Annotated in this window: 20 protein-coding genes; 12 read left to right on the plus strand and 8 right to left on the minus strand. The window is 51.0% G+C overall.

Annotation, left to right across the window (positions count from 1 at the left end; translation table 11 throughout):
* Positions 1-14: 14 nt before the first annotated feature.
* The 5 genes from C1752_RS22700 to C1752_RS22720 form a co-directional block, all read right to left on the minus strand.
* Positions 15-2,765, minus strand: a complete 2,751-nt coding sequence (locus C1752_RS22700; protein WP_110988343.1) for a cation-translocating P-type ATPase — start codon at positions 2,763-2,765, stop codon at positions 15-17.
* Positions 2,766-2,918: 153 nt separating this feature from the next.
* Positions 2,919-4,004: a DJ-1/PfpI family protein gene (locus C1752_RS22705; RefSeq protein ID WP_110988344.1), complete on the minus strand. Its 1,086-nt coding sequence runs from the start codon at positions 4,002-4,004 to the stop codon at positions 2,919-2,921.
* 29 nt (positions 4,005-4,033) lie between these two features.
* Positions 4,034-4,384, minus strand: coding sequence for a DUF5335 family protein (locus tag C1752_RS22710; protein ID WP_110988345.1), 351 nt, complete (start codon positions 4,382-4,384; stop codon positions 4,034-4,036).
* Between the two features lie 177 nt (positions 4,385-4,561).
* Positions 4,562-5,179 carry a CPBP family intramembrane glutamic endopeptidase gene (locus C1752_RS22715; protein WP_146242405.1) on the minus strand — a complete coding sequence of 206 codons (618 nt, stop codon included), beginning with the start codon at positions 5,177-5,179 and terminating at the stop codon, positions 4,562-4,564.
* A 317-nt stretch (positions 5,180-5,496) separates the two neighbouring features.
* Positions 5,497-5,868: a cyclic nucleotide-binding domain-containing protein gene (locus C1752_RS22720; RefSeq protein ID WP_110988347.1), complete on the minus strand. Its 372-nt coding sequence runs from the start codon at positions 5,866-5,868 to the stop codon at positions 5,497-5,499.
* 416 nt (positions 5,869-6,284) lie between these two features.
* Between C1752_RS22720 and C1752_RS28125 the strand changes: the two genes are divergently transcribed.
* The 4 genes from C1752_RS28125 to C1752_RS22735 are packed head-to-tail and all read left to right on the plus strand — an operon-like array spanning position 6,285 to position 8,239.
* Entirely contained in the window at positions 6,285-6,509 is a 225-nt protein-coding gene (locus tag C1752_RS28125) for a hypothetical protein (protein WP_146242406.1), read from the plus strand.
* Between the two features lie 34 nt (positions 6,510-6,543).
* Positions 6,544-6,795 carry a hypothetical protein gene (locus C1752_RS28570; protein WP_110988348.1) on the plus strand — a complete coding sequence of 84 codons (252 nt, stop codon included), beginning with the start codon at positions 6,544-6,546 and terminating at the stop codon, positions 6,793-6,795.
* 28 nt (positions 6,796-6,823) lie between these two features.
* Positions 6,824-7,918: an Acg family FMN-binding oxidoreductase gene (locus C1752_RS22730; protein WP_110988349.1), complete on the plus strand. Its 1,095-nt coding sequence runs from the start codon at positions 6,824-6,826 to the stop codon at positions 7,916-7,918.
* Between the two features lie 42 nt (positions 7,919-7,960).
* On the plus strand, positions 7,961-8,239 hold the full coding sequence (locus C1752_RS22735) for a TehB family protein (protein ID WP_110988350.1): 279 nt from the start codon (positions 7,961-7,963) through the stop codon (positions 8,237-8,239).
* Between the two features lie 69 nt (positions 8,240-8,308).
* On the opposite strand, the gene C1752_RS22740 is transcribed toward C1752_RS22735, so the two are convergent.
* Entirely contained in the window at positions 8,309-9,367 is a 1,059-nt protein-coding gene (locus tag C1752_RS22740; RefSeq protein ID WP_110988351.1) for an ornithine cyclodeaminase family protein, read from the minus strand.
* A 232-nt stretch (positions 9,368-9,599) separates the two neighbouring features.
* Between C1752_RS22740 and C1752_RS22745 the strand changes: the two genes are divergently transcribed.
* Genes C1752_RS22745 through C1752_RS22755 form a run of 3 tightly spaced genes read left to right on the plus strand, consistent with a single transcriptional unit; the run spans position 9,600 to position 12,407 of the window.
* On the plus strand, positions 9,600-9,896 hold the full coding sequence (locus C1752_RS22745; RefSeq protein ID WP_110988352.1) for a (2Fe-2S)-binding protein: 297 nt from the start codon (positions 9,600-9,602) through the stop codon (positions 9,894-9,896).
* Complete coding sequence (locus tag C1752_RS22750; protein ID WP_110988353.1) at positions 9,889-11,289, plus strand: FAD/NAD(P)-dependent oxidoreductase; 1,401 nt, start codon at positions 9,889-9,891, stop codon at positions 11,287-11,289. The genes C1752_RS22745 and C1752_RS22750 overlap by 8 nt, the downstream gene beginning before the upstream one ends.
* On the plus strand, positions 11,286-12,407 hold the full coding sequence (locus C1752_RS22755; RefSeq protein WP_110988354.1) for an NAD(P)/FAD-dependent oxidoreductase: 1,122 nt from the start codon (positions 11,286-11,288) through the stop codon (positions 12,405-12,407). Before C1752_RS22750 ends, C1752_RS22755 begins: the two co-directional genes overlap by 4 nt.
* A gap of 44 nt (positions 12,408-12,451) precedes the next feature.
* Here C1752_RS22755 and C1752_RS29445 read toward each other — a convergent pair whose 3' ends face one another.
* Positions 12,452-12,655 carry a hypothetical protein gene (locus C1752_RS29445; protein WP_233501839.1) on the minus strand — a complete coding sequence of 68 codons (204 nt, stop codon included), beginning with the start codon at positions 12,653-12,655 and terminating at the stop codon, positions 12,452-12,454.
* Between the two features lie 438 nt (positions 12,656-13,093).
* The gene (locus C1752_RS22765) at positions 13,094-13,375 is read right to left on the minus strand and encodes a hypothetical protein (protein WP_146242407.1); all 282 of its coding nucleotides are present in this window, start codon (positions 13,373-13,375) and stop codon (positions 13,094-13,096) included.
* A gap of 450 nt (positions 13,376-13,825) precedes the next feature.
* Here C1752_RS22765 and C1752_RS22775 point away from each other — a divergent pair, with 450 nt between their 5' ends.
* The 5 genes from C1752_RS22775 (at position 13,826) to C1752_RS28130 (ending at position 20,186) form a co-directional block, all read left to right on the plus strand.
* Positions 13,826-14,491, plus strand: a complete 666-nt coding sequence (locus C1752_RS22775) for an alternative oxidase (RefSeq protein WP_110988357.1) — start codon at positions 13,826-13,828, stop codon at positions 14,489-14,491.
* 119 nt (positions 14,492-14,610) lie between these two features.
* Entirely contained in the window at positions 14,611-15,495 is an 885-nt protein-coding gene (locus C1752_RS22780) for a DUF6544 family protein (RefSeq protein ID WP_199464491.1), read from the plus strand.
* Positions 15,496-15,577: 82 nt separating this feature from the next.
* Positions 15,578-18,316 carry a cation-translocating P-type ATPase gene (locus tag C1752_RS22785; RefSeq protein ID WP_110988358.1) on the plus strand — a complete coding sequence of 913 codons (2,739 nt, stop codon included), beginning with the start codon at positions 15,578-15,580 and terminating at the stop codon, positions 18,314-18,316.
* 129 nt (positions 18,317-18,445) lie between these two features.
* The gene (locus C1752_RS22790; RefSeq protein WP_110988359.1) at positions 18,446-19,807 is read left to right on the plus strand and encodes a CCA tRNA nucleotidyltransferase; all 1,362 of its coding nucleotides are present in this window, start codon (positions 18,446-18,448) and stop codon (positions 19,805-19,807) included.
* 154 nt (positions 19,808-19,961) lie between these two features.
* Entirely contained in the window at positions 19,962-20,186 is a 225-nt protein-coding gene (locus C1752_RS28130) for a hypothetical protein (protein ID WP_158535165.1), read from the plus strand.
* Positions 20,187-20,224: the final 38 nt, after the last annotated feature.

Genomic DNA, 20,224 nt, shown 5'->3' on the forward strand with positions numbered 1-20,224 from the left:
CCCAATGAAAATTACTAGGGGCTTGTTGGGGGGGTGCCTTCAGACGTGCGTTGCTGGTCTCCCAGCACTTGATGAAACAGTCCCTTTGTCGCTTCATTCACAAATAGAGGTAACACTGCACTCAGAACAATCAAGCATTCATCTCCACCGCTAATGGAGCTAATGTTGAGCAATAATCGGAGTCCTGGAATCATTAATACTAGTAACTGCAGACTAAATGAGAATACTAAAGCTGAAGCCAAATAGAGGTTCGGTGGTAGTGATTCTTTGCTGAAAATTCCCAGTGTGCTTGAGCGGCAGCTCAGTGCATGGAGGAGTTGCGCTGAAGTCAGGCTTAAGAATCCGAGGGTTGTAGCATGGGGGCCAATTCCATATTGGTTAACTGCGTAACTGTAGGTTGCCAGAGCGCTAATTGAAATAATCAGTGCCTCAAATAGCATTCGCTTGAGATCGGCAGCCCGCAGCAACGATTCGCTCGGATCGCGGGGCGGTAAATTAAGAACGCCTGCCTCTGGCGGCTCTAAGGCTAGCGCGAGTCCAGGAAAAATGTCGGTGATTAAGTTCAGCCACAGAAGCTGAAGGGCATTTAAGGGCTGTCCTAAAGCGGCCCCCGTCGCCAGCAGCATGACCAGGATTTCGCTCAAATTGGTTGATAGTAGGAAGTGGATGGCTTTGCGAATGTTGCTATAGATCGTGCGGCCCCGGCTAATGGCCGTAATTAAAGTGGCAAGGTTGTCATCTGCCAATACGACATCTGCGACTTCACGGGCTAAGTCAGTCCCCGTATTGCCCATTGCAATGCCGATATCTGCCGCCTTTAGCGCTGGAGCGTCATTGATCCCATCTCCGGTCATGGCGACGACGCGACCGGTTTGCTGGAGGGCTTGGACAATCTGCAGCTTATTAGTAGGGCTGATGCGAGCAAACCCATGAACCGCGCAATCGCTCAAGTCGAGATCACTCTCGTCAAGATTATTTGCATCTAGGATCTGCAGTGGCTGGTCCTGGCTGAGGTTTAAGGTTTGCCCCACTGCATAGGCTGTTGGATGCTGGTCTCCGGTGAGCATCATCGTGTCAACACCGGCCTGATGAAAGGTTTTGATCGCGCCACCGATGCCTTGCCGGATTGGGTCTGTCATCCCGACTAATCCCAGCCAGACAATGGTGTTGGGGGCAATCAACGACTCCGTTTTGCCTTTGGATTCACAGGTTGATAGGCGATAGGCGATGCCTAGGACTCGCAGCGCTTGTCCCGCCATCTTTTGATTGGCATCCGCGATACTTTGACGATCTGCATCACTAAGAACGACTTGGGTTCCGGCTTCGAGCCGCCATTGACAAAGCCTTAAGACTTCGTTCGGGTTACCTTTGACGGCGATTAATTGTTGATCAGTTTTCTTTGCTGTGTGTAGGGTTGCCATGTAGTTGCGATCGCAACTTCGATACTGCGTCACCAACCGAGGCAGCGTTTTTCTTAGATCAGACACATCAACCCCAGCCCGAATCGCTAGCTCAACCAGCGCCTTTTCTGTAGAGCTTCCGGCCAGACTTTCGATCTCATTGCTCCCATTCACATCCGTTTCATTACAGAGGACTAGGACTTTTAACAGTAACTGAAGGTCATCAGAGTTTAAAGGCTGGATGGGATGGTCTCCGTTCAGCCAATCCCCATCACTGACCTGAATCGTTCGGTTGTCGGCAAAGAGTTCCACCACCGACATCGTATTTTCAGTCAGGGTGCCCGTTTTATCAAGGCAGAGAGACTGCATCGATCCCAATGCTTCCACCGCTTCTAAGCGACGAATCAGAACCTTCTGGCGGCGCATTTCTAAAATGCCTAGCGCCAAGGTCGTGGTTGCTACAGCAGGCAGTCCTTCCGGGACAGCGGCCACGGCAAGGGCGATAGAAGTTTTCAGCATCTGCAGCAGTCCGTAGCCGCGCAGCAAGCCTAGGCCAAAGATGACGAGACACACTCCGCTAGAGACATAAACCAGCAAGTTGCCCACCTGATCAAGCTGCTGCTCCATGGGCGTGGGAGAGGCAAGGGTGGTGCCCACTAACATCTGAATTCGCCCGATTTCGGTAGCCGTTCCGGTGGCGACCACGACGGCCAGACCCTGTCCCCCGGTGACCAGGGTTCCTTTGTAGACCATGTTGTTGCGATCGCCCAGCACCGCCACCGCATTTGCAAGACCGTCGGTGATTTTTTGGACCGGCAGACTTTCCCCCGTCAGGACGGACTCATCGATACTCAGGCGCTCTGTTTCAATCAGACGAGCATCCGCTGCCACAACGCTCCCTGGCTTCAAACTCAACATATCTCCAGGAACAACGTTTTGGATGTTGATCCCGATCAATATCCCATTGCGTACTACCTGAGCTGTATATTCGGTTCGATCCTTCAGGGATTGAATGATCCGTTCAGACTGGCTTTCGGTGGTGTACCCAATCACTGCATTAATCAAGACCACGACCATAATCACAATGGCGTCAGTGTGCCCCCCCGTTAAGAAGGAAAGGACCGCTGCAACGCTTAATAAGACAACAGGCAGCGTTTGAAATTGTTCGACCAAAATACTCAAGCGTGACCGTGGTTGAGCATCTGGCTGACGGTTGGGACCATACTGTTCCAGAGATTGCTGAACCTTCTCACTGGACAGTCCCTGATTCCGGTTGACTTGCCAGTGCTTGAGAACAGCATCGGTAGTCTGACAGTGCCAGGGTGCTGGTGCGAGATTTGGGACGCTGAGACGGGGTGACTTCACTCAGATAAGGGCAAACGATAGGTAATTTAAAACTTGAAAGCTAGCACTTTGATCTGACCCGTCACAAAATGCCAGACAACTTGGCTTTTACATGATAGAGCGCAGCGTCATCTGGCATCCTAGCCTCAAATTGTCAGTCCTGAATTGAAGCACTTAGCTGACCGCAGCTAGAGTGGTGGGGGTCGGAGGCTTGACCTTGCCTTGTGACCGGGCACGGTAGAGCTTCGCTAACCGTTGTTCGTGGTTTGCTAAATCTCGCTCAACCTCTTCTAAAAGCAGCACAGTCTGAGGATCAGTGAGTTGACTACGCAGATGATGGAGATCGACCACACCCGTCTGGATGTCTCCCAGCGCCCGACGCATAATCGACATCGGATTGCTGGACTGCAGCCAGCCTTGAAGGGCCGCATAGGCTTCACTACCGACAGCTTGCCAAGTAACCCTTTCCTTGAAAGCATCAAATAGGCGAGCTTCTAGGCGTTCGACATGATAGTGCTTGGTCGAGCTAACGCCCTGCAAAAATTGCCGCAGCTCTGGGTCTGAGACGCGGTTGCTATATTGCATGAATGCTTCCTGGGTATAGCGTTCGCCCATAATGGCGGTGTTCAGCGCTTGGATGAGTTCTTGCTTGCTGGAACCGCCCCAGGCTTCACCCAGTTTCCAGCAGTCATAGGTGAGATCAAGAGTTTCTGGCAATACTGTACCCTTAATCTTTAACCCTAGTGAATTGAGAATCATCGCAGTGAACAGAGGCAAATCACCCGATTGTCTGGCTGTGATTAAATGCTCATCTATGACGACGGCCTTATTCTCATAAATCCCACCCGCATTGAGAATATCTCTGCGAATGGAACGAATCCCTGTCGCATGTTTGCCCTGCAGTTGCTCGGCCTCAATGAGGACCTGTGGACCATAACCAATGGCGGCCACAAGTTTGCGCTGCATGAGCGCAAGTTTTACTATGTGGACCACATTAGGATTGGTGCGGATGTGGCCGACGGGAATGATGATGGCATCAAAGTCCTCAGCTCTGACCTCAGTGGGGGTTGAGTCTGGGCGAACTGAGACGGTGCCATGCCGACCTTTATATTCCTCGTTCATTCGAGACCCGAGGATTGTGACTGCGGCTCCTGCTTTACGCAGTGCAGTATTTGGCACTTGGAACATTGCGTCTTCAAACTGGTCCTCTAGCAAGATAGCAATTTGTTTTTTATAGGTTTCTGTATTAATCGATGACATGGGGTTGACCTCTTACTCATATTTGGTTGCTAACTGAAACGGAGAATGGTTTGATTCCCGCTGTGATCAATAATTTCAAGCGCGACGACCTCGCCTGCATCATCTTTGGCGACCCAAACTGCATTAGGTTCTGTGACTGTATGGGAATAGGCCAATGCATCATGACCGATCGCGATCATGACATCGTTGCCTTTGTTCTCCGGCTCATAGGTAATCGAAGCCAATGGCGACTGTTTGATAAGGGGTTCGTCCCCCATTTCTTTGTCTGCCACTTCAAGGCTGAGGATCCGTTCACTGTTAGTCTTCGTAAACTGATCAAAAAACGTTGACCACTGCTCTTGGGGAATTTGCTGTGTCTCTTGAATCGTCTGCTTGCTCATGATTGCTCTCCCTCGAAACCACTAGCCATCACTGACTACTGTGGGATTCATCACCTGTACGATAGAGCGGAAACTTGTGATCTTTGTGAGGGGGTTGGCTAAAGTGAATTGAGAAACGGCACCTAAGATGTATTTGTTGTCCTCTAGCTAGCTGGAGAAACAATCTGCGTTTGAAACTCAAGATGCTCCTAACCGACCCTTTGTTGTGATGAGCAGTCCAGAGACGGAGACACCAAGAACCACAGTCATCACAACTAGAAGTGACTGGTATGAGCTGCCGCGTAGTGCTTCTTCGGGAACTAAGAGCAGCAGACCGTTCGCTGCGTTGTAGCTGGCGTGCAGAATAATGCACAACAGGACGCTGCCTGTTCGATTAATCAGCCAGGTGTACCAGAAGGCATGTGTTGTAATGCTGACTAGTGTGACCCCGGCAATCAATAAGATCTGGGTGGTTGAGATCGCACCACTCGCCACATCAGGATTAATCGCCAATAGCGGCAGATGCCAGAAGGCCCAGACTAGACCCAGAACACAGGTGGCAACGACAGGACTGCAACGTCGTTGTAGTGCGGGCAACCCAAACCCACGCCAGCCCGGTTCCTCATTTCCACCCCCAGCGACTGTGAGGAACAGGAGAGTGGGCAGATAGGCCGTCAGCCGATCCGACAAAACTGTAAAATCGAGCGAATTGCCAAGCAGTAGATAAACTAGCGAAACGATCGCGATCAGGACAATCGGATAGCCAAAGGCGAAGAGATACCAGCCTGGATTCAACCGCCATTTGAAGAGGCTCATACCCCAAGCTTTCAGCGATCGACCCTGCTCTTTCAGAACAATACTCGCTGCCACTAAGGGGCCAAAGCTGCCCAATGTATAAAAAACTGTGGCTACCGTTTCATTGAATACAAGGGGAGCAATGAGCCAAGATATCCATGAGAAGAGATAGCTAAATATTGAGAACCATAAGAAAGGTTTGCGGCGGATGAAACGATACGTCAACTTGTTTCCTATTGGTAAAGATATGCCAGATCATCAGGCTCTCAGTCCTTTGCTGATCGAGGGCTATAGCTCTACGCTAAGACCAACCAATGAGGAACTTGTGAGGTTTGGATCTAGGAATCGTGCTTAAAGTGATACAGCCGATTAGAGTAGCTTCTCATCACTTCGACTGCGAACATTGGGGTATTCTCAATTGCGAACAGAAAGTGGCGTTGGTCGAGAGAGGCGAGTTTACAGTCTGTCTTTGCGATCGCAGTAGATTGCCTTTTATGGTCAACATGCACCAAAGCACCTGCGCCAAATATATCGCCACTGTCAATGGTTTCTAAGACGTTACCATCGACCAATATCTCAACTTTTCCCTCTAGAATGCCGTACATCACCTTGCCCGTTTCTCCTTCAGAGAAAATCGTATCGCCTGCAGTAAAAGCCTGAGAATCAGGCTGTTTTTGCAGAATTTCGATAGTCTCTACGGGCTTCAACATAGTTTCCTCGATTGAATGTCATTTCAATATCGATAGTACTGACCAACATAAGGGCAATGATCCAAGCTTTGAGTTAAGCATCGGTTAAAGAATTTTCGCCTCAAGGTGATTCTCCCAGGGATCAATGCCCAAAAATTAGATATCCAAGCCAGTCAGAACAATCTCTTCATTGCGGGGCATTTATACGAATCAAGCTAAAACCAGGATCAAAAGAATGTTCGATCTGATTTTTTTGTGGGTGAGTTTCACCAGACAATGCATACGCTTACTAGTGCTGAAATCCGAAGAAGCTGAGCGAGATGACTATTACTGCAGTGATCCCTTCATATGATCCTCAACTTTGACCGCTATTCTCTATTGTGAAAAGCGCTATTGATTGCCACTTAATAAACCCAATTTAAGACCTGAGGTTCCCCATGAATCATTGCCCGATTTGCTCAAATGACCTCCTGCGTCACATCGGCCATGGCCACATTTACTGGTTCTGTCCCCACTGTTGGCAAGAGACTCCCAATCTGGAGAGCTTTGAACCTAGGCAAGGGAAAATGCAAAGGTCTCAAACCGGCGATCGGCCATTGCGATTGCTAGAGTCTCACCTCAGTCGCAAAGCAGAGGCCCTTATTGCCCTGTCTAGCCGTTGAACATCTCATTCCAAAATTTACAGAGACATGAGTGATGATTCCCACTTACAAGCAACCCTTAACCAAAGAGTTTGAAGACCTCCGACAAGCTACAAACCATTTAGTTGATCAGCTTGCCCGTCGTGACGAAGCATGCGAGAGTACCACACCGACATCGCAAAGCAGATGGATACCTGCGATAGAGCATACAGAAAAGGATCCTGAACTGCTTTACAAGCTGATCAAAAAGTCAGGGTATTTTTGTACATTACGTCGTAGACAGCGCCATATTTTTCCCCAAGCCTAGCCTCAATATTTTGTGGAGGAAATCTCCCATGCTCAACCGAAGATTGTTTGTCCAAACAGCGGCAGCAACGACATCAGGGGCTGGGGTGGCCCAGTCCTACGCTGCTCCTGACCATAGTTATGAACAAGCGGTCAGCCAAATTTGGCGTCATATCAAACCAATCCCGACAGATGAAATGGCAATTCAGCACGAGTTGGTGCGTTATGCCACACTTGCGGCTTCTAGCCACAACACCCAATGCTGGCAATTTAAACTGGACGCTCAGTGCATTTCAATCCTGCCGGATCTTGAACGTCGCTGTCCTGCGGTTGATCCAGACGACCATCACCTCTATGCCAGCCTGGGCTGTGCCACAGAAAACCTCTTGCAAGCCGCCAACGCTTATGGGTTGCAGGGGACGGTTGAGGTCGCTATGGCTAACCAAATCTGCATCCAGATGGAACCGACTCAGCCTTCTGTATCATCTCTCTTTGAGGCTATTCCCCTGCGGCAATCGACGCGGACGGACTATGACGGTCAACCGCTCAAGAATGAGGAGCTAAAGCAGTTAGAACAAGTGGCTACTGGAGAGGGCGTCAATTTAATCCTGTTGACTGATCAGCCATCGAAGGAACAGGTTCTAGAGCATGTGATTGAGGGCAATACAGCCCAAATGAACGATCCGGCGTTTGTTGAAGAGCTGAAAGCCTGGATTCGGTTCAACGAGAAAGAAGCAGTGCGTAAGGGGGACGGACTTTTTGCCAAGTCCTCCGGGAACCCGACCGCCCCGCATTGGCTAGGCAGCCTTATGTTTGATCGGTTTTTTACGCCCAAAGTTGAAAACGAAAAGTACACGAATCAAATTCGCAGTTCTGCTGGGATTGCCATCTTCGTCTCCGATGAGAATACGCCATCTCATTGGATTGAGTCGGGGCGATGCTATCAGCGCTTTGCCCTGCAGGCAACTGCACTAGGGATTCGGACGGCGTTCTTGAATCAGCCGGTAGAAGTTGCGACTCTGCGGCCTCCGTTTGCCAGCTATCTTGGGATTGGAGATCGCCGTCCTGATTTAGTCATCCGGTTTGGTCGTGGCCCAGAGATGCCGCGATCGCTCCGACGCCCTGTTGAGGCCGTCATAATTTGAGCAAGGGTGGTGGTAAGACCTTTGGATGAGATGAAACTACGAATGAAAGCACTTCCCTTTGATGCGATCTCATACAAGAAAACCCCCGTCTTTACTCAGGCAACCATGCCGAAAGCACTCCTCGAACGTCATTCCAGCAAAGCAGGCAGTTGGGGCAAGATTTGGGTTTTGTCAGGCCAACTTTGCTATCGGATCCTTACTGATCTGCCAGGGGACTATACGCTCACTCCAGATTTACCGGGTATCATTGAACCCCAAGTTTTCCATCACGTTGAGCCGATGGGAGCCGTTGAATTTTATGTGGAATTCTACCGTACATAAGTTATGAACCCACCATCCATCCTTGTCTATTTCGCAACTGAGAGGAGGGGCAGAGCTAGTGTTGAGCCGTTAGAGTCGCACCCAGTTCTTTAGGTAGGCATGTTCAAAAATCATTTCCTTTTGAATTCTGAGGTCTTGACCAAAGCCTGCCTCTGAAGCCCGCTTGAACATCGCATAGGCAATAGCAATATCAGCATAAGCAAGACCGACTGCGTTGAAGTAGATCCGCTCGTCAGGGCTGCTGCGGCCCTTTTTCTCGCTGTTTACGATGTCCCCCAGATTGGCATAAATATCCCCATCGCTCAGTTCACCGTCTTTGTACATTCGGCTCAGCGTCTGGGTGCGGTGTTTAACTGTTTCCCAATCATCGCAGACAATTTTGTCGCACAGTTTCGCCACCCCATATTCGTCCTCCCACCCTCCGACATGGCTGTAGAATGCGCCTGCTTTGACCCATGCCGCCTTCAGCAGCGGGGCTTGGGCACTGGTGGCCGTGACAATCACATCGGCTCCTTCAATAGCCGCTTGGAGATTCATGTGGGAAGCCACCATCTCGACATCCGGCAAAATGGGCGACATTTCCTGGATGAATTGCGTTTCTTCGTCTTCTGTCTTAGCGGCCACCTGACAGTGTTGGAGCGACGGCAGCGCTGTTTTCATGGCGACCAGATGCATTTTTGCCTGTTCGCCAGCTCCTATTAAGCCAATTATCTTGGAGTCTTGGCGTGCTAGGTACTTGGCTGCGATCGCACCCATCGTTCCCACCCTCAGGTTCGAGCAGAGGGTACCCTCCATGAACGCAATGGGGAAGCCGTGCTCGATTTCAGACAGGATAATGACAGCAGAAAGATTTTGAATGCCGTGTTTTGCAGGATTTGGCGGGAACACTGAGACCCATTTCACCCCGCAGATCTTGTGGTTCTTGAACGTGGCTGGGAGGCAATTGATCCGCTCTTGAGTATCATCATCAAAAATCTGAACGATTTTGTCGGGGAAAATCACGTCGCCGCGATGGAATGCTTTGAGAGCGCTTTCTGTGGCCTGCATTGCCATTCGTACATCTAGGCAACCTGACGCTAGCAAATCTTCTTGGGAGAAGTACTGGCAATGAATTTGATGACTGAGCATCTGGGGTTAACCTCTGCTGTTCGTTCACGTTGCGTAACGGTTAGAAATGCTGTGGCTCTTACGTTCATCCTAGAACCCGAAGGGTAGCGGTGGATACCGAACGTTTACGGATCGTTACTCGCGCAGTCCTGCAAAATTTCAATGGGGGAGGCGATGAGCGTTAGAGGGTATTTCGATTACAATGCCATTGGTTTGCTGTTTATTGAAGTTGCAATTGCCCATTTAACCACCAATGTTCAAGCGCCTTGCCCCCTCCAATCCTCAGACCGTCACCGTCAAGATTGAAGGTGAAGCAGTTCAGGTGCCGCTGGGTGAAACGGTCGCCGCCGCAGTCTTGGTTCACGATCTCGGCTATACCCGCACCCACCCAATCTCAGGCGCGCCCCGCGCCCCACTCTGCATGATGGGTGTGTGCTTTGAATGCCTAATGGAAATTGATGGATTGCCCAACCGTCAAACCTGTCAGATCCAGGTGGCAGAGGGCATGGATATTCGTCGTCAGCAGGGCGTCGGTGGCGACAATGCCTAAAATTCCGCTAGTGGTGATTGGTGCTGGACCAGGGGGGCTGTGTGCGGCAACTACTGCAGCTCGGCTCGGCGTTCCTGTGGTTGTCCTAGACGAGCAACCTTCCCCCGGCGGACAAGTCTATCGGGCGATCGCCCAGGCTCCAGCAGAACGAGTCGCGATGTTGGGGGCCGATTACCAACGGGGAGCTGAGTTGGTGGCAGCGTTCAACGCCAGTGGCGCTGAATATTGGCCCCAGACCACTATTTGGTCTCTCAACTCCAAGCGAGAGATTGGCATCCTGCGTCAGGGGCAGGCCCGCCTCATTGAAGCCGAGCAGGTGATTATTGCCAACGGGGCGATGGAGCGTCCCGTGCCGTTTCCGGGCTGGACCCTGCCGGGAGTTATGAATGCGGGAGCCGCTCAACTCTTGCTGAAAATGTCTGGCGTGGTGCCTGCGAATGGAACGGTGATTGCAGGCATCGGGCCGCTCCCCCTTCTGGTGGCGTGGCAGTACCTGCGGACTGGGGTTGCGATCAAAGCCGTTTTGGACCTTGCCCCTAGCCTCAATCTATGGCGGGCCGTGCCGCATTTACCCAGGGCACTGAGAGCGGGGGATTACCTCCATCGGGGCTTGAAATATACGCTGGACCTCCAAAGGGGAGGCGTGCCCATTTACTATGGGGTATCTCACTTACGGGCTGAGGGGAACGACCGGGTTGAGGCTGTGACCTATGGTTGGAATCAGTTTGGGGTCCGGCGGAGCGAAACGCTGCCTACAGAGAGCCTTTTGGTCCATTTTGGCGTGATTCCGAGGACCAATCTCACCCGCGCTGCTGGTTGTGAGCATCATTGGGATCGGGGACAACAGTGTTGGCGACCCCAGGTTGATCTGTGGGGTTATACCACTGTGCCGGGGCTTGCCATTGTCGGAGATAGTGCAGGCATTGGGGGCGCACGAAGCGCTGAGTATCGTGGACGCTTGGCGGCTTTTGAAGCGGCTCGCTATTTACAGAGGATTAGTGTGCAACAGCGCGATCGCAAAGCTCAAAACGACCTCAAGGGGCTGCAAAGAGACCTGCAAGTCCGGCCCTTCCTTGAAGCGCTGCATCGTCTACCGGAGTCCCTGCTCGTTCCCGCCGATGACGATACTCTGGTCTGCCGCTGTGAAGAAATTTCAGCAGGACAAATTCGCGCCGCCGTGCGAACCGGACATCTCGATCCCAATCAGGTGAAGTTTAACCTGCGCTGCGGCATGGGACCGTGTCAGGGACGGCAGTGTGCCCCAGCGGTGGCCCACCTTGTCGCTGCCGAACAACATCGCCCTGTGTCTGACTATCAGCCTTTCCGCGTCCGCCCCCCCATCAGACCCCTCAGTCTTGCCCAACTCGCAAGTTTGGAGCGTGCAGAACAATGACGATGGACGCCATCATCATCGGGGGCGGACTAATCGGGTCTTCAACAGCACTCCACCTTGCACTCAAGGGTCAGCGGGTCATGGTGATTGAGAAAGATAGCCCCGGTCGCCATGCCTCCGGGGTAAATGCCGGGGGATTACGTCGCCTCAATCGCCATCCGGCAGAAATTCCCTTGGCGGTGGCGGCTGCGGAAATGTGGCGAGAGATCCGGGCGTTGGTGGGGAGTGACTGTGATGTACAGCTCAGTGGTCAGGTCAAGGTGGCCGAAAATGAGGCCGATCTGCAGAAACTTGCGGATCGGGCAGCGCTGGTTCAGTCCTTGGGGTTTGCGCATGAGCAACTGATTGATCGCGATCGCCTTTACCAGTTGGTGCCTACTTTGGCCCCCCACTGTGTCGGAGGCCTCTACACGGAAGGGGATGGCTTTGCCCGTCCTTACCATGCCCTCACGGCGTTTCGTCACAAGGCGCAATCTCTAGGCGTCCAGTATCAAACAGGTTGCCGAGTGACCGGGTTTGATCTGGTGGGGGACTGTTGGCGAGTGGTCACAGAGCGATCGCAAACAGAGCCAGCCAACTTTGATGCTCCTGTGCTTGTGAACTGCGCCGGAGCCTGGGCCGAAAAACTTTGCACGGACTTAGGAGAACCCGTTCCTTTGAGGGTCGGTGCTCCCATGATGATGGTGACAGAGCGTTTGCCCCATTTCCTTGACCCAGTAGTGGGTGCAGCATCCCGCAAGCTGTCGTTTAAGCAAATGCAGAACGGCACGGTGTTAATTGGTGGTGCTCATCTCGCCGACCATGACTGGGAGCAAGAGACGACCGCCATTGATTTCACCAAGCTCAGTGAAAGCAGTCATACAGCCCTGGACTTATTTCCCCGAATGGCTGATGTGAGAATTGTCAGAATCTGGGCAGGACTGGAGGCGTTTATGCCCGACCAGATTCCGGTCATTGGTCCCAGTGCCAAAGCCCCTAACGTTTATCATGCGTTTGGTTTCTCTGCCCACGGTTTCCAGTTATCGCCTGTTGTGGGGCGCATTCTGTCGGAACTGATTTTAGAGGATAAGAGTTCCCTTGCAATTGAACCCTTTTCGATTAAGCGGTTTCAGCCGTGACCTTAGCATGCAGAGACTCAATCGTGAACGATAAAGTGCTTACTTTACTCTTCTTGCCAGAGTTCGGGCTTCTTGAGTGCATCGGCGCACATGAGCGTTCCTGAAAACGAGCCAATCACATTGGGACGAAGCGCTTGAACCATCCATGCCTCTGCATTCTCAGCCGCAATAGGATAGGGTGGTTCAAATCCGACAGGCTGCGCGGGTTTGAAGCCGTGGCGTGGATAGTAGCCTGGATGTCCTAGCACGAAGACTAGATCTATTCCTGATTTTGCTAAAAGCCGAAGTCCTCTGGCAATGAGCTGAAAGCCAATGCGTTGTTTCTGAGCATCCGGTATAACTGCCAGGGGGCTAGAAGCGCTATCTTCGGCGCGTTTTGAGTTGTAGTCAAATGGGTTGTGGTGAACAAAATGTGCCCTACAGCACGATCATCTTCAACGGCTAACAACGATAAGATAGGCTATGCACTCGGGTCGTTTAGAAGGTTCCTCACCAGCTCAGCCTCTTCGTCACCACCAAATGCGGCACGCTCTACTGATAGCACGTCTGCAAGATCTGAAAGTGACGCCTCTCGTCTATTCATTATTCCTGTGCTGTTAAAGTCATATACGGGAAAGCAGAATACTGGATCAGAACTATGTCGGGGCGCAAACGATTTTAAGCTATTTTAGCTTCTTCGGATTGAGTCAATCTATATACTCAAATTCGTCATCCAAGAAGGGACCATTGGGCATGCGATCGCACCTATCTTGCTGAGGGTCTGAATGTTTTCGGATAAAAAAGACACCATCATTGGTACAGGCTGCGACCTGACCGATACAGCCTCGAAAAGAACCCTTCGAGATTTTTACCGGAGTCCCAGAAGAATATACGCCTGTATCTCTCTGTTCTTTGATAGGTTGCGAGCTTTCAGTCGTAGGCTGATAGTCCTGACTCGCACCCATGGATGGGTTGACAGAAGATTTCATAGTGCCCCCCTTTACGTTACATGGGAACGAATAGCCGCAGAACATAGCGATCCTGCCAACTACTGAGACAGATTTAGTGAATAACGTTTCGACTAAATTTAAGCGAGTAACTCTGCTACAGCTAAATGGGATATTGTGTTGCATCGCCCGATAGCTTTCAGCACCTACTGTACTTTGTCTGTTCCCTTCAACTGTAAGTCAATATCTTGAGGAACAACTGAGGAGCTAAGCAGGCTGAGAGTAGGCCCCAATGTAATGATCTTGATAGGTTTGCTTACGCTTTTCAATGCTGCAGAGTGCCTCACAGGTTCCTCAAGCTTCTGCTCTAGGTTGGAAATGAAAATGAGGGACTGCATTTCAACTTCATTCTTCCCAAAGGTGCATCAGGTTTTGACTCGTTTATAAGAGATAAAACCATGCGCCATTTACCCAACACATAGGAGAAACTGCATGATTCGTATTTTGGTTGGCATTTTGGTTTTTGTGATCAACGTTGTCTATCGAGATCGCCCTTATCCTCGTTTTTATGTCTTAGAAACCGTTGCCCGTGTGCCCTATTTTGCCTATATGTCTGTGCTGCACCTCTACGAAACTTTAGGTCTGTGGCGAAAGGCTGACTGGCTCAAAGTCCACTTTGCTGAATCCTGGAATGAGCTGCACCATTTACTGATTATGGAGTCATTGGGTGGAAGTGAACAATGGATTGATCGGTTTGTGGCCCGTCACGCGGCGTTACTCTACTACTGGATTATCGTCGGCATTTACGTCATTTCTCCTCGGTCTGCTTACCAATTTATGGAACTCGTGGAGCAGCATGCCTATCACACCTACGATGTCTTTCTGCAGGAGCATGAATCTGACCTTAAACAGCAGCCTGCCCCTCCGGTGGCTGTCAAATATTACCGAGATGGTGATCTCTATATGTTCGATGAGTTCCAAACTACGACTCGGCCAGAATCGCGTCGTCCAGTAGTGGAGACGCTTTATGACACCTTCATCAATATTCGAGATGATGAGATGGAGCATGTCAAAACAATGGAGGCTTGTCAGCTCCCTGATGCTCAACGAACCTTCAAGAGTCCCCATACACAAGAAGCTTTGCCTCAGGAAATCTAACGGCAGCCGTGATATTGCACTCGCCTCCCAATTTGGAGCTATTAAATGCATTCAGGCCATTTTGGGAGACGTTCAACCCATTAGAGAGTTACGCCGTAGCGCATCGTTAGGAGGTTGTCATGATTGACTTATCCCTCAGTATCAAAATTCTGTTGGGGATGATATCCGTTCTAATCATTGTGCATCTCTGGTTAGCGAGGCGGTTCCAAATCCTTGGGGATCGACAGGTGTCAACGCTCAGAATGTTCCATTCTCAGGAGCAGCCGACTCATCCACCAGCTCTGATCCGTGACTTTGTTTTACGCTCTTGTCCCTCATCTCAGCGCTGCCCAGAAACAATACGGATTCACCAAACAGGTGAGATGCGCCTGTCTGAGCAGGGAGAGTGGATTCCCTTTACCGCCACTCAAGACTTTGCTATTCAACAGCCAGGATTTGTCTGGCGAGCAAGATTCCGGGCTGCCCCGCGAATCAAAATTAGGGTGGTTGATAGCTATGTTGATGGCCACGGGTATCTAGAGGCTAGGTTATTCGGTTCTATTTCACTTGCTAAGGCTGAAGGAGCGGGGACAGACAAAGGTGAACTGATGCGATATCTGGCGGAGTTGGTCTTTTGTCCTGATGCTCTGCTCAATAATTCCTCCCTACAGTGGCGGGAACTTGATCCTTCATCGGTGGAAGTTGCCGCTGGGCCAGAACGAGCGGCTGTGCGCTTTGACTTTGATCTAAATGGCAATATTGTTCGCAGTAGTGCGCCGGATCGACCACGCTTAGTTGAGGGGCAAGAGATTGAGACGCCTTGGTTTGGAACCTTTGCGGATTACAAAGTGCTTGGCGGTTACCGAATCCCGACTCGTGGAGAGGTAAGTTGGCTGCTTGAAGACGGTCCCTTTTGCTATTGGCGGGGGCGTATTACTCAACTGGATGTTGATCCAGAGGGTGATTCAATGTTCAGTTTTGGGTCCCTAAATCAACCACTACATCCTCAGGTTGTTGAAGGATAGGTTGATGATGCCAATGGGGCTGCTTGCATGATAAAAGATTTAGGCTGTAGAAAATGCGATCGCAACCCCTAAAATTGCAAACATGAGCACCTGGTATCAACTCAGCCCCCCAGCGGTCTTAGAAAAATTTGGCACTATCGCAACAGGCTTGAGTCAAGAAGAGGCACAGCAGCGCCTCGCTCGGCAGGGGCCAAACGAATTAGTTGAGAAGGCGACCAAGAACCCGTGGGTAATTTTGCGAGAGCAGCTCACCGCAACGATGGTTCTGATCTTGATTGTGGCGGCGGTTCTGTCTGCATTTCTAGGCGATATTCAAGACTCAATCGCTATTTTCCTGATTGTTGTTTTCAATGCAGTGCTGGGTTTTCGGCAGGAGTATCAAGCAGAACAGGCGATCGCATCTCTCCGCAGACTGGCTGTGCCCACTGTCAGAGTCAAACGAGCGGGACAGGTACAAGAATTATCCTCTCGGGAGCTGGTGCCGGGAGATGTGGTCCTCCTGGAAGCGGGCAATCTGGTCCCAGCAGATGGACGCATTTTAGAGAGCGCCAACCTCCGTGTTCAGGAAGCCTCCCTCACGGGGGAATCGGATGCGGTTGATAAAGTCTCTCACGCATTAGATCAGGGCGATCTGCCGCTCGGGGACCGCGTAAATATGGTCTACATGGGCACTATTGTCACCTATGGTCGCGGTGAGGTCGTCATCACTGAGACCGCTATGTCCACTGAGCTAGGGCAGATTGCGGCGGCCATTCAATCGGTGAAGTCAGAGCCGACGCATCTGCAGAAAAGGCTCGATCAACTGGGGCAGAAACTTGCGATCGCAATTCTAGTCACGGTTCTGATCGTCTTTGGCCTGGGTCTGCTGCGGGGCGAAGAACTTCAGGCCATGTTTATGATTGCTGTCAGTTTGGGCGTAGCGGCAGTCCCGGAAGGTCTACCGGCAGTAGTGACGATTGCGCTGTCTTTGGGTGCCCAGCGAATGCTGAAGCAGCAGGCACTGATCCGCAAACTACCTGCGGTGGAAACCCTCGGCTCGGTGACGGTGATCTGTACAGACAAGACTGGGACATTGACCGAAAATCGTATGACCGTTGCTTCTGTAGTGGCAGCAGGGAAACGCATTGATCTCACCCAGCATCCTTCCTCTCTCTTAGACGGTGAACCTTCCACCGACTTCCAGACGCAGCCTGTACATTCTCTTTTGCTCATGGCCGGGACGTTGTGTAATGATGCCGCTCTCAATCTTGATGATGCTGCGCCTCAGGGCTTCCGTATGATTGGTGATCCAACGGAAGGGGCGTTGGTGGTGGCTGCGGCTCAGGCGGGGCTGAAAAAAATAGATCTAGAAGCATGTTTGCACCGGATCAAGGAAGTTCCCTTCGATTCAGACCGGAAGCTAATGACAACCGTACATTGTCGGGGAACAGACAGCTCCCCAGCCTTATCTCTGGTTGCCGACACTTTGGCCTTTGCTCAGGTGCCAGATCCTTGCCAATACGTTGTGTTCTGCAAGGGTGCAGTGGACCGGCTGCTCAAGATTTCGGATTGGGTTTGGGAGGCCGATCGCATTGAGCAGATGACGGAGGAGAGATGCGATCGCATCCTCGAAACCCATGATCAGCTTGCCCAAGAAGGAATGCGGCTCTTGGGCGTGGCCTACCAATCTCTCAAGGAAATCCCCGATGACCTTTCCACCGTTGAACAACATCTGATCTTTGTTGGATTAGTGGGCATGATCGATCCGATTCGCTCAGATGTGTATGGTGCCGTACAAACCTGTCAAACCGCCGGAATTCGACCCGTGATGATTACCGGCGACCATCCTCTAACCGCTCAACATATTGCCGCAGATTTAGGAATTGCTGCCAACGGTAAGCTGCTCACCGGGCAAGATCTAGATCGGTTGACTGAAGCAGAGTTATGTGATGCCGTCGGGCAGGTTTCTGTCTACGCCCGCGTTGCCCCCCAGCATAAGTTAGATATTATCCATGCCCTTCAGTGTTCTGGACAAATTACGGCGATGACCGGAGACGGCGTTAACGATGCCCCGGCCCTCAAGCAAGCGGATATCGGCATTTCGATGGGCATCACGGGTACAGATGTCGCCAAGGATGCTTCTGACATTGTGTTGCTTGATGATAACTTCAGCACGATTGTGGCGGCAACCCGTGAAGGTCGGGTGATCTATGACAACATCCGTAAATTTATTCTGTACACTCTCACCGGCAATCTTGGTGAACTATGGGTGATTCTGTTTGCCCCTTTCCTGGGGATGCCCTTGCCGCTTCTGCCGCTCCAAATTTTGTGGATCAATCTATTGGCTGACGGCATCCTGGCGCTGTCTTTGAGTGTTGAACCCGCAGAGCGAAATATTATGAAACGCGCCCCCTATGAACCCAATGAGAGTATCTTTGGTCGGGGTGTTGGTCAGAGCATCATCTGGATCGGTCTGTTTTTAGGTGCTGTTCTATTGGGAGTGGGCTACCGCTACTGGGATTTGGGGCTGGAAAATTGGCAAACAATGGTGTTTTGCACACTGGCGTTTTCTCGGATTAGTATTGCCCAGGCGGTTCGTTCTGACCAAGACTCTCTCTTTAAGATTGGTTTGTTCTCTAACGAGCCTGCGTTGCTGGCTGTGATTGTGACCTTTCTCTTTCAGATTCTGGTGGTCTATGTTCCCTTACTCCAGACAATGTTTAAAACGGTGCCGCTGTCGGCTACTGACTTAGGTGTCAGTTTAGGGTTAGGAGCACTAGTCTTTTTCAGTGTGGAATTTAAGAAGAAAATGTTTCGTCAGCGCTCCGGGTCTGGTGCCTAGGGTCTCTAAGGAATGCCACAAATGACTATCGGTTAAGGTCGTTCCAGGATATGGGCTGAAGCTAGATAGCGGCTAAAACTGCTATCGCGATCGTGGAGATAGCCAACCGAAAAGTTAACTCATGGGTCTATGCATTCTTCAATTCAGACGAAACTACAGACCCTGCCCTTACCGCTCCAGGAATTGCTGTCAGCGGCTGCAGTAGAGGCTAACGATAGAAACTGGCCGCTCTATCTTGTGGGTGGTGCGGTGCGTGATTTGTTACTGCAACAGACTGAGCAAGCCATCAATTTTCGTGAGCTTGATTTAGTTGTAGATGCCAATCATTCTGCATCGGTTCAGGGCGCTGCAGAACTAGGCTGTGCCCTACACAAGCTTTACTCTGAGGCGCATCTTCAGGTGTACGGACGCTTTCAAACGGCGACGATGATTTGGCGATCGCATCCTCAACTAGGCAATTTCAGCGTCGACATCGCCACGGCCCGCACAGAATCTTATCCCTACCCTGCCGCTGACCCAGATGTTGTCGTGGGTTCTATTCAGCAAGATTTATCTCGCCGAGATTTCACAATAAACGCCTTGGCGGTGCGTTTAACACCCCCAAGATGCTTAGAAAATACCCCTGTCCTACTCGACTTCTTTGGTGGGCTGACGGATCTGCACCATCAGCACATTCGGGTACTGCATCCCAATAGCTTTGTTGAAGACCCGACTCGGATCTTTCGGGCGGTGCGGTTTGCGACCCGCTTTGGGTTTGTGATTGAACCTCAGACAGAAGGGTATATTCGAGATGCGATCGCATCTGGCATCTATCAGCAAACACAAACTCACCACCACCCTGTTCCGGCCCTGCAGTCACGCTTAAAAAAAGAGCTAAAAGCCATTCTCAAATTGCCAAACTGGGAAACCGCTTTGGTCTTGTTGTCAGAGTTGGATGCCCTGAAATGTCTCCATCCCCAGCTCAAGATTGATCAGGCGTGGTGGAAACAGACCCAATTGGCCTTATCCTGGTTGACCCTATTCGATCCGAGCGTGAAAGCAATCCAGCCGTGGCAACTTATCTTGGAGCTATTGGTGGCACAGCTAAGAAGTGAAGATCGAGCTAAAGTCGCTGAGAATCTTTGTTTAGGTGAGCATAGTCACCAGCGTTTGAGTACCTTAGCTCCAATGCAAGCAGAGATCCATTCCGTTTTGATTTACCCTCGCAGCCCCAGCCAGGTGGTCCAATGTTTGCGGCGTTACGATCTTCCCACTCTCCTTTTGGTTACAGCCCAAAGCCCCCTCACTGTGCGTCAGCGCATCTGGCAGTATTTGCAAGAGTGGAAGACGGTAAAACCCTTGCTAAACGGAAATGATTTGATCTGTCTCGGGTATCAACCGGGCCGTGACTTTAACGCAATATTATCGAAGGTGCTATTCGCGACACTTGATGGAGTGGTTCAAACAAAAGGTGAGGCAGAAAGGCTAGTCCTAGATTACTTTCCCCTCTAGAATGAACCCCCAAATTGAGTGAATGCTTTGAGTGCGATCGCAACACCTCAATCGCTGTAATAGACTGCCTCACAAGTTTCACAAGTCTTTTTCCTATTCTAAAAGTAGAGAAACACTTGCTGCCTTTACCAAACGTACCGTCGTTTCTGGTGGGATGCTTGCAGAGATTTTAGAGCGAGTGATAGGAGGACTGATGATGCTGTCACCCAACAATCTCAAGCTATTTCTGGACTATTGGCTCCCCAGATTTGGACTCACGCTATTCTGGGCATTCGTAATTCTGATGATTGTTTTGAGTTTTGCGATTACCATGAGCCGCATCGAAGCTAGCTCAAGCCTGCCAGAGTCCCCTCAGCAAACATCAATGTTTGATCGCTAGGGGTAGCCGCTAGTGGAGCAGCGATGCTTAAAAAAATG

This window comes from Acaryochloris thomasi RCC1774, assembly GCF_003231495.1.
Lineage (GTDB): Bacteria > Cyanobacteriota > Cyanobacteriia > Thermosynechococcales > Thermosynechococcaceae > RCC1774.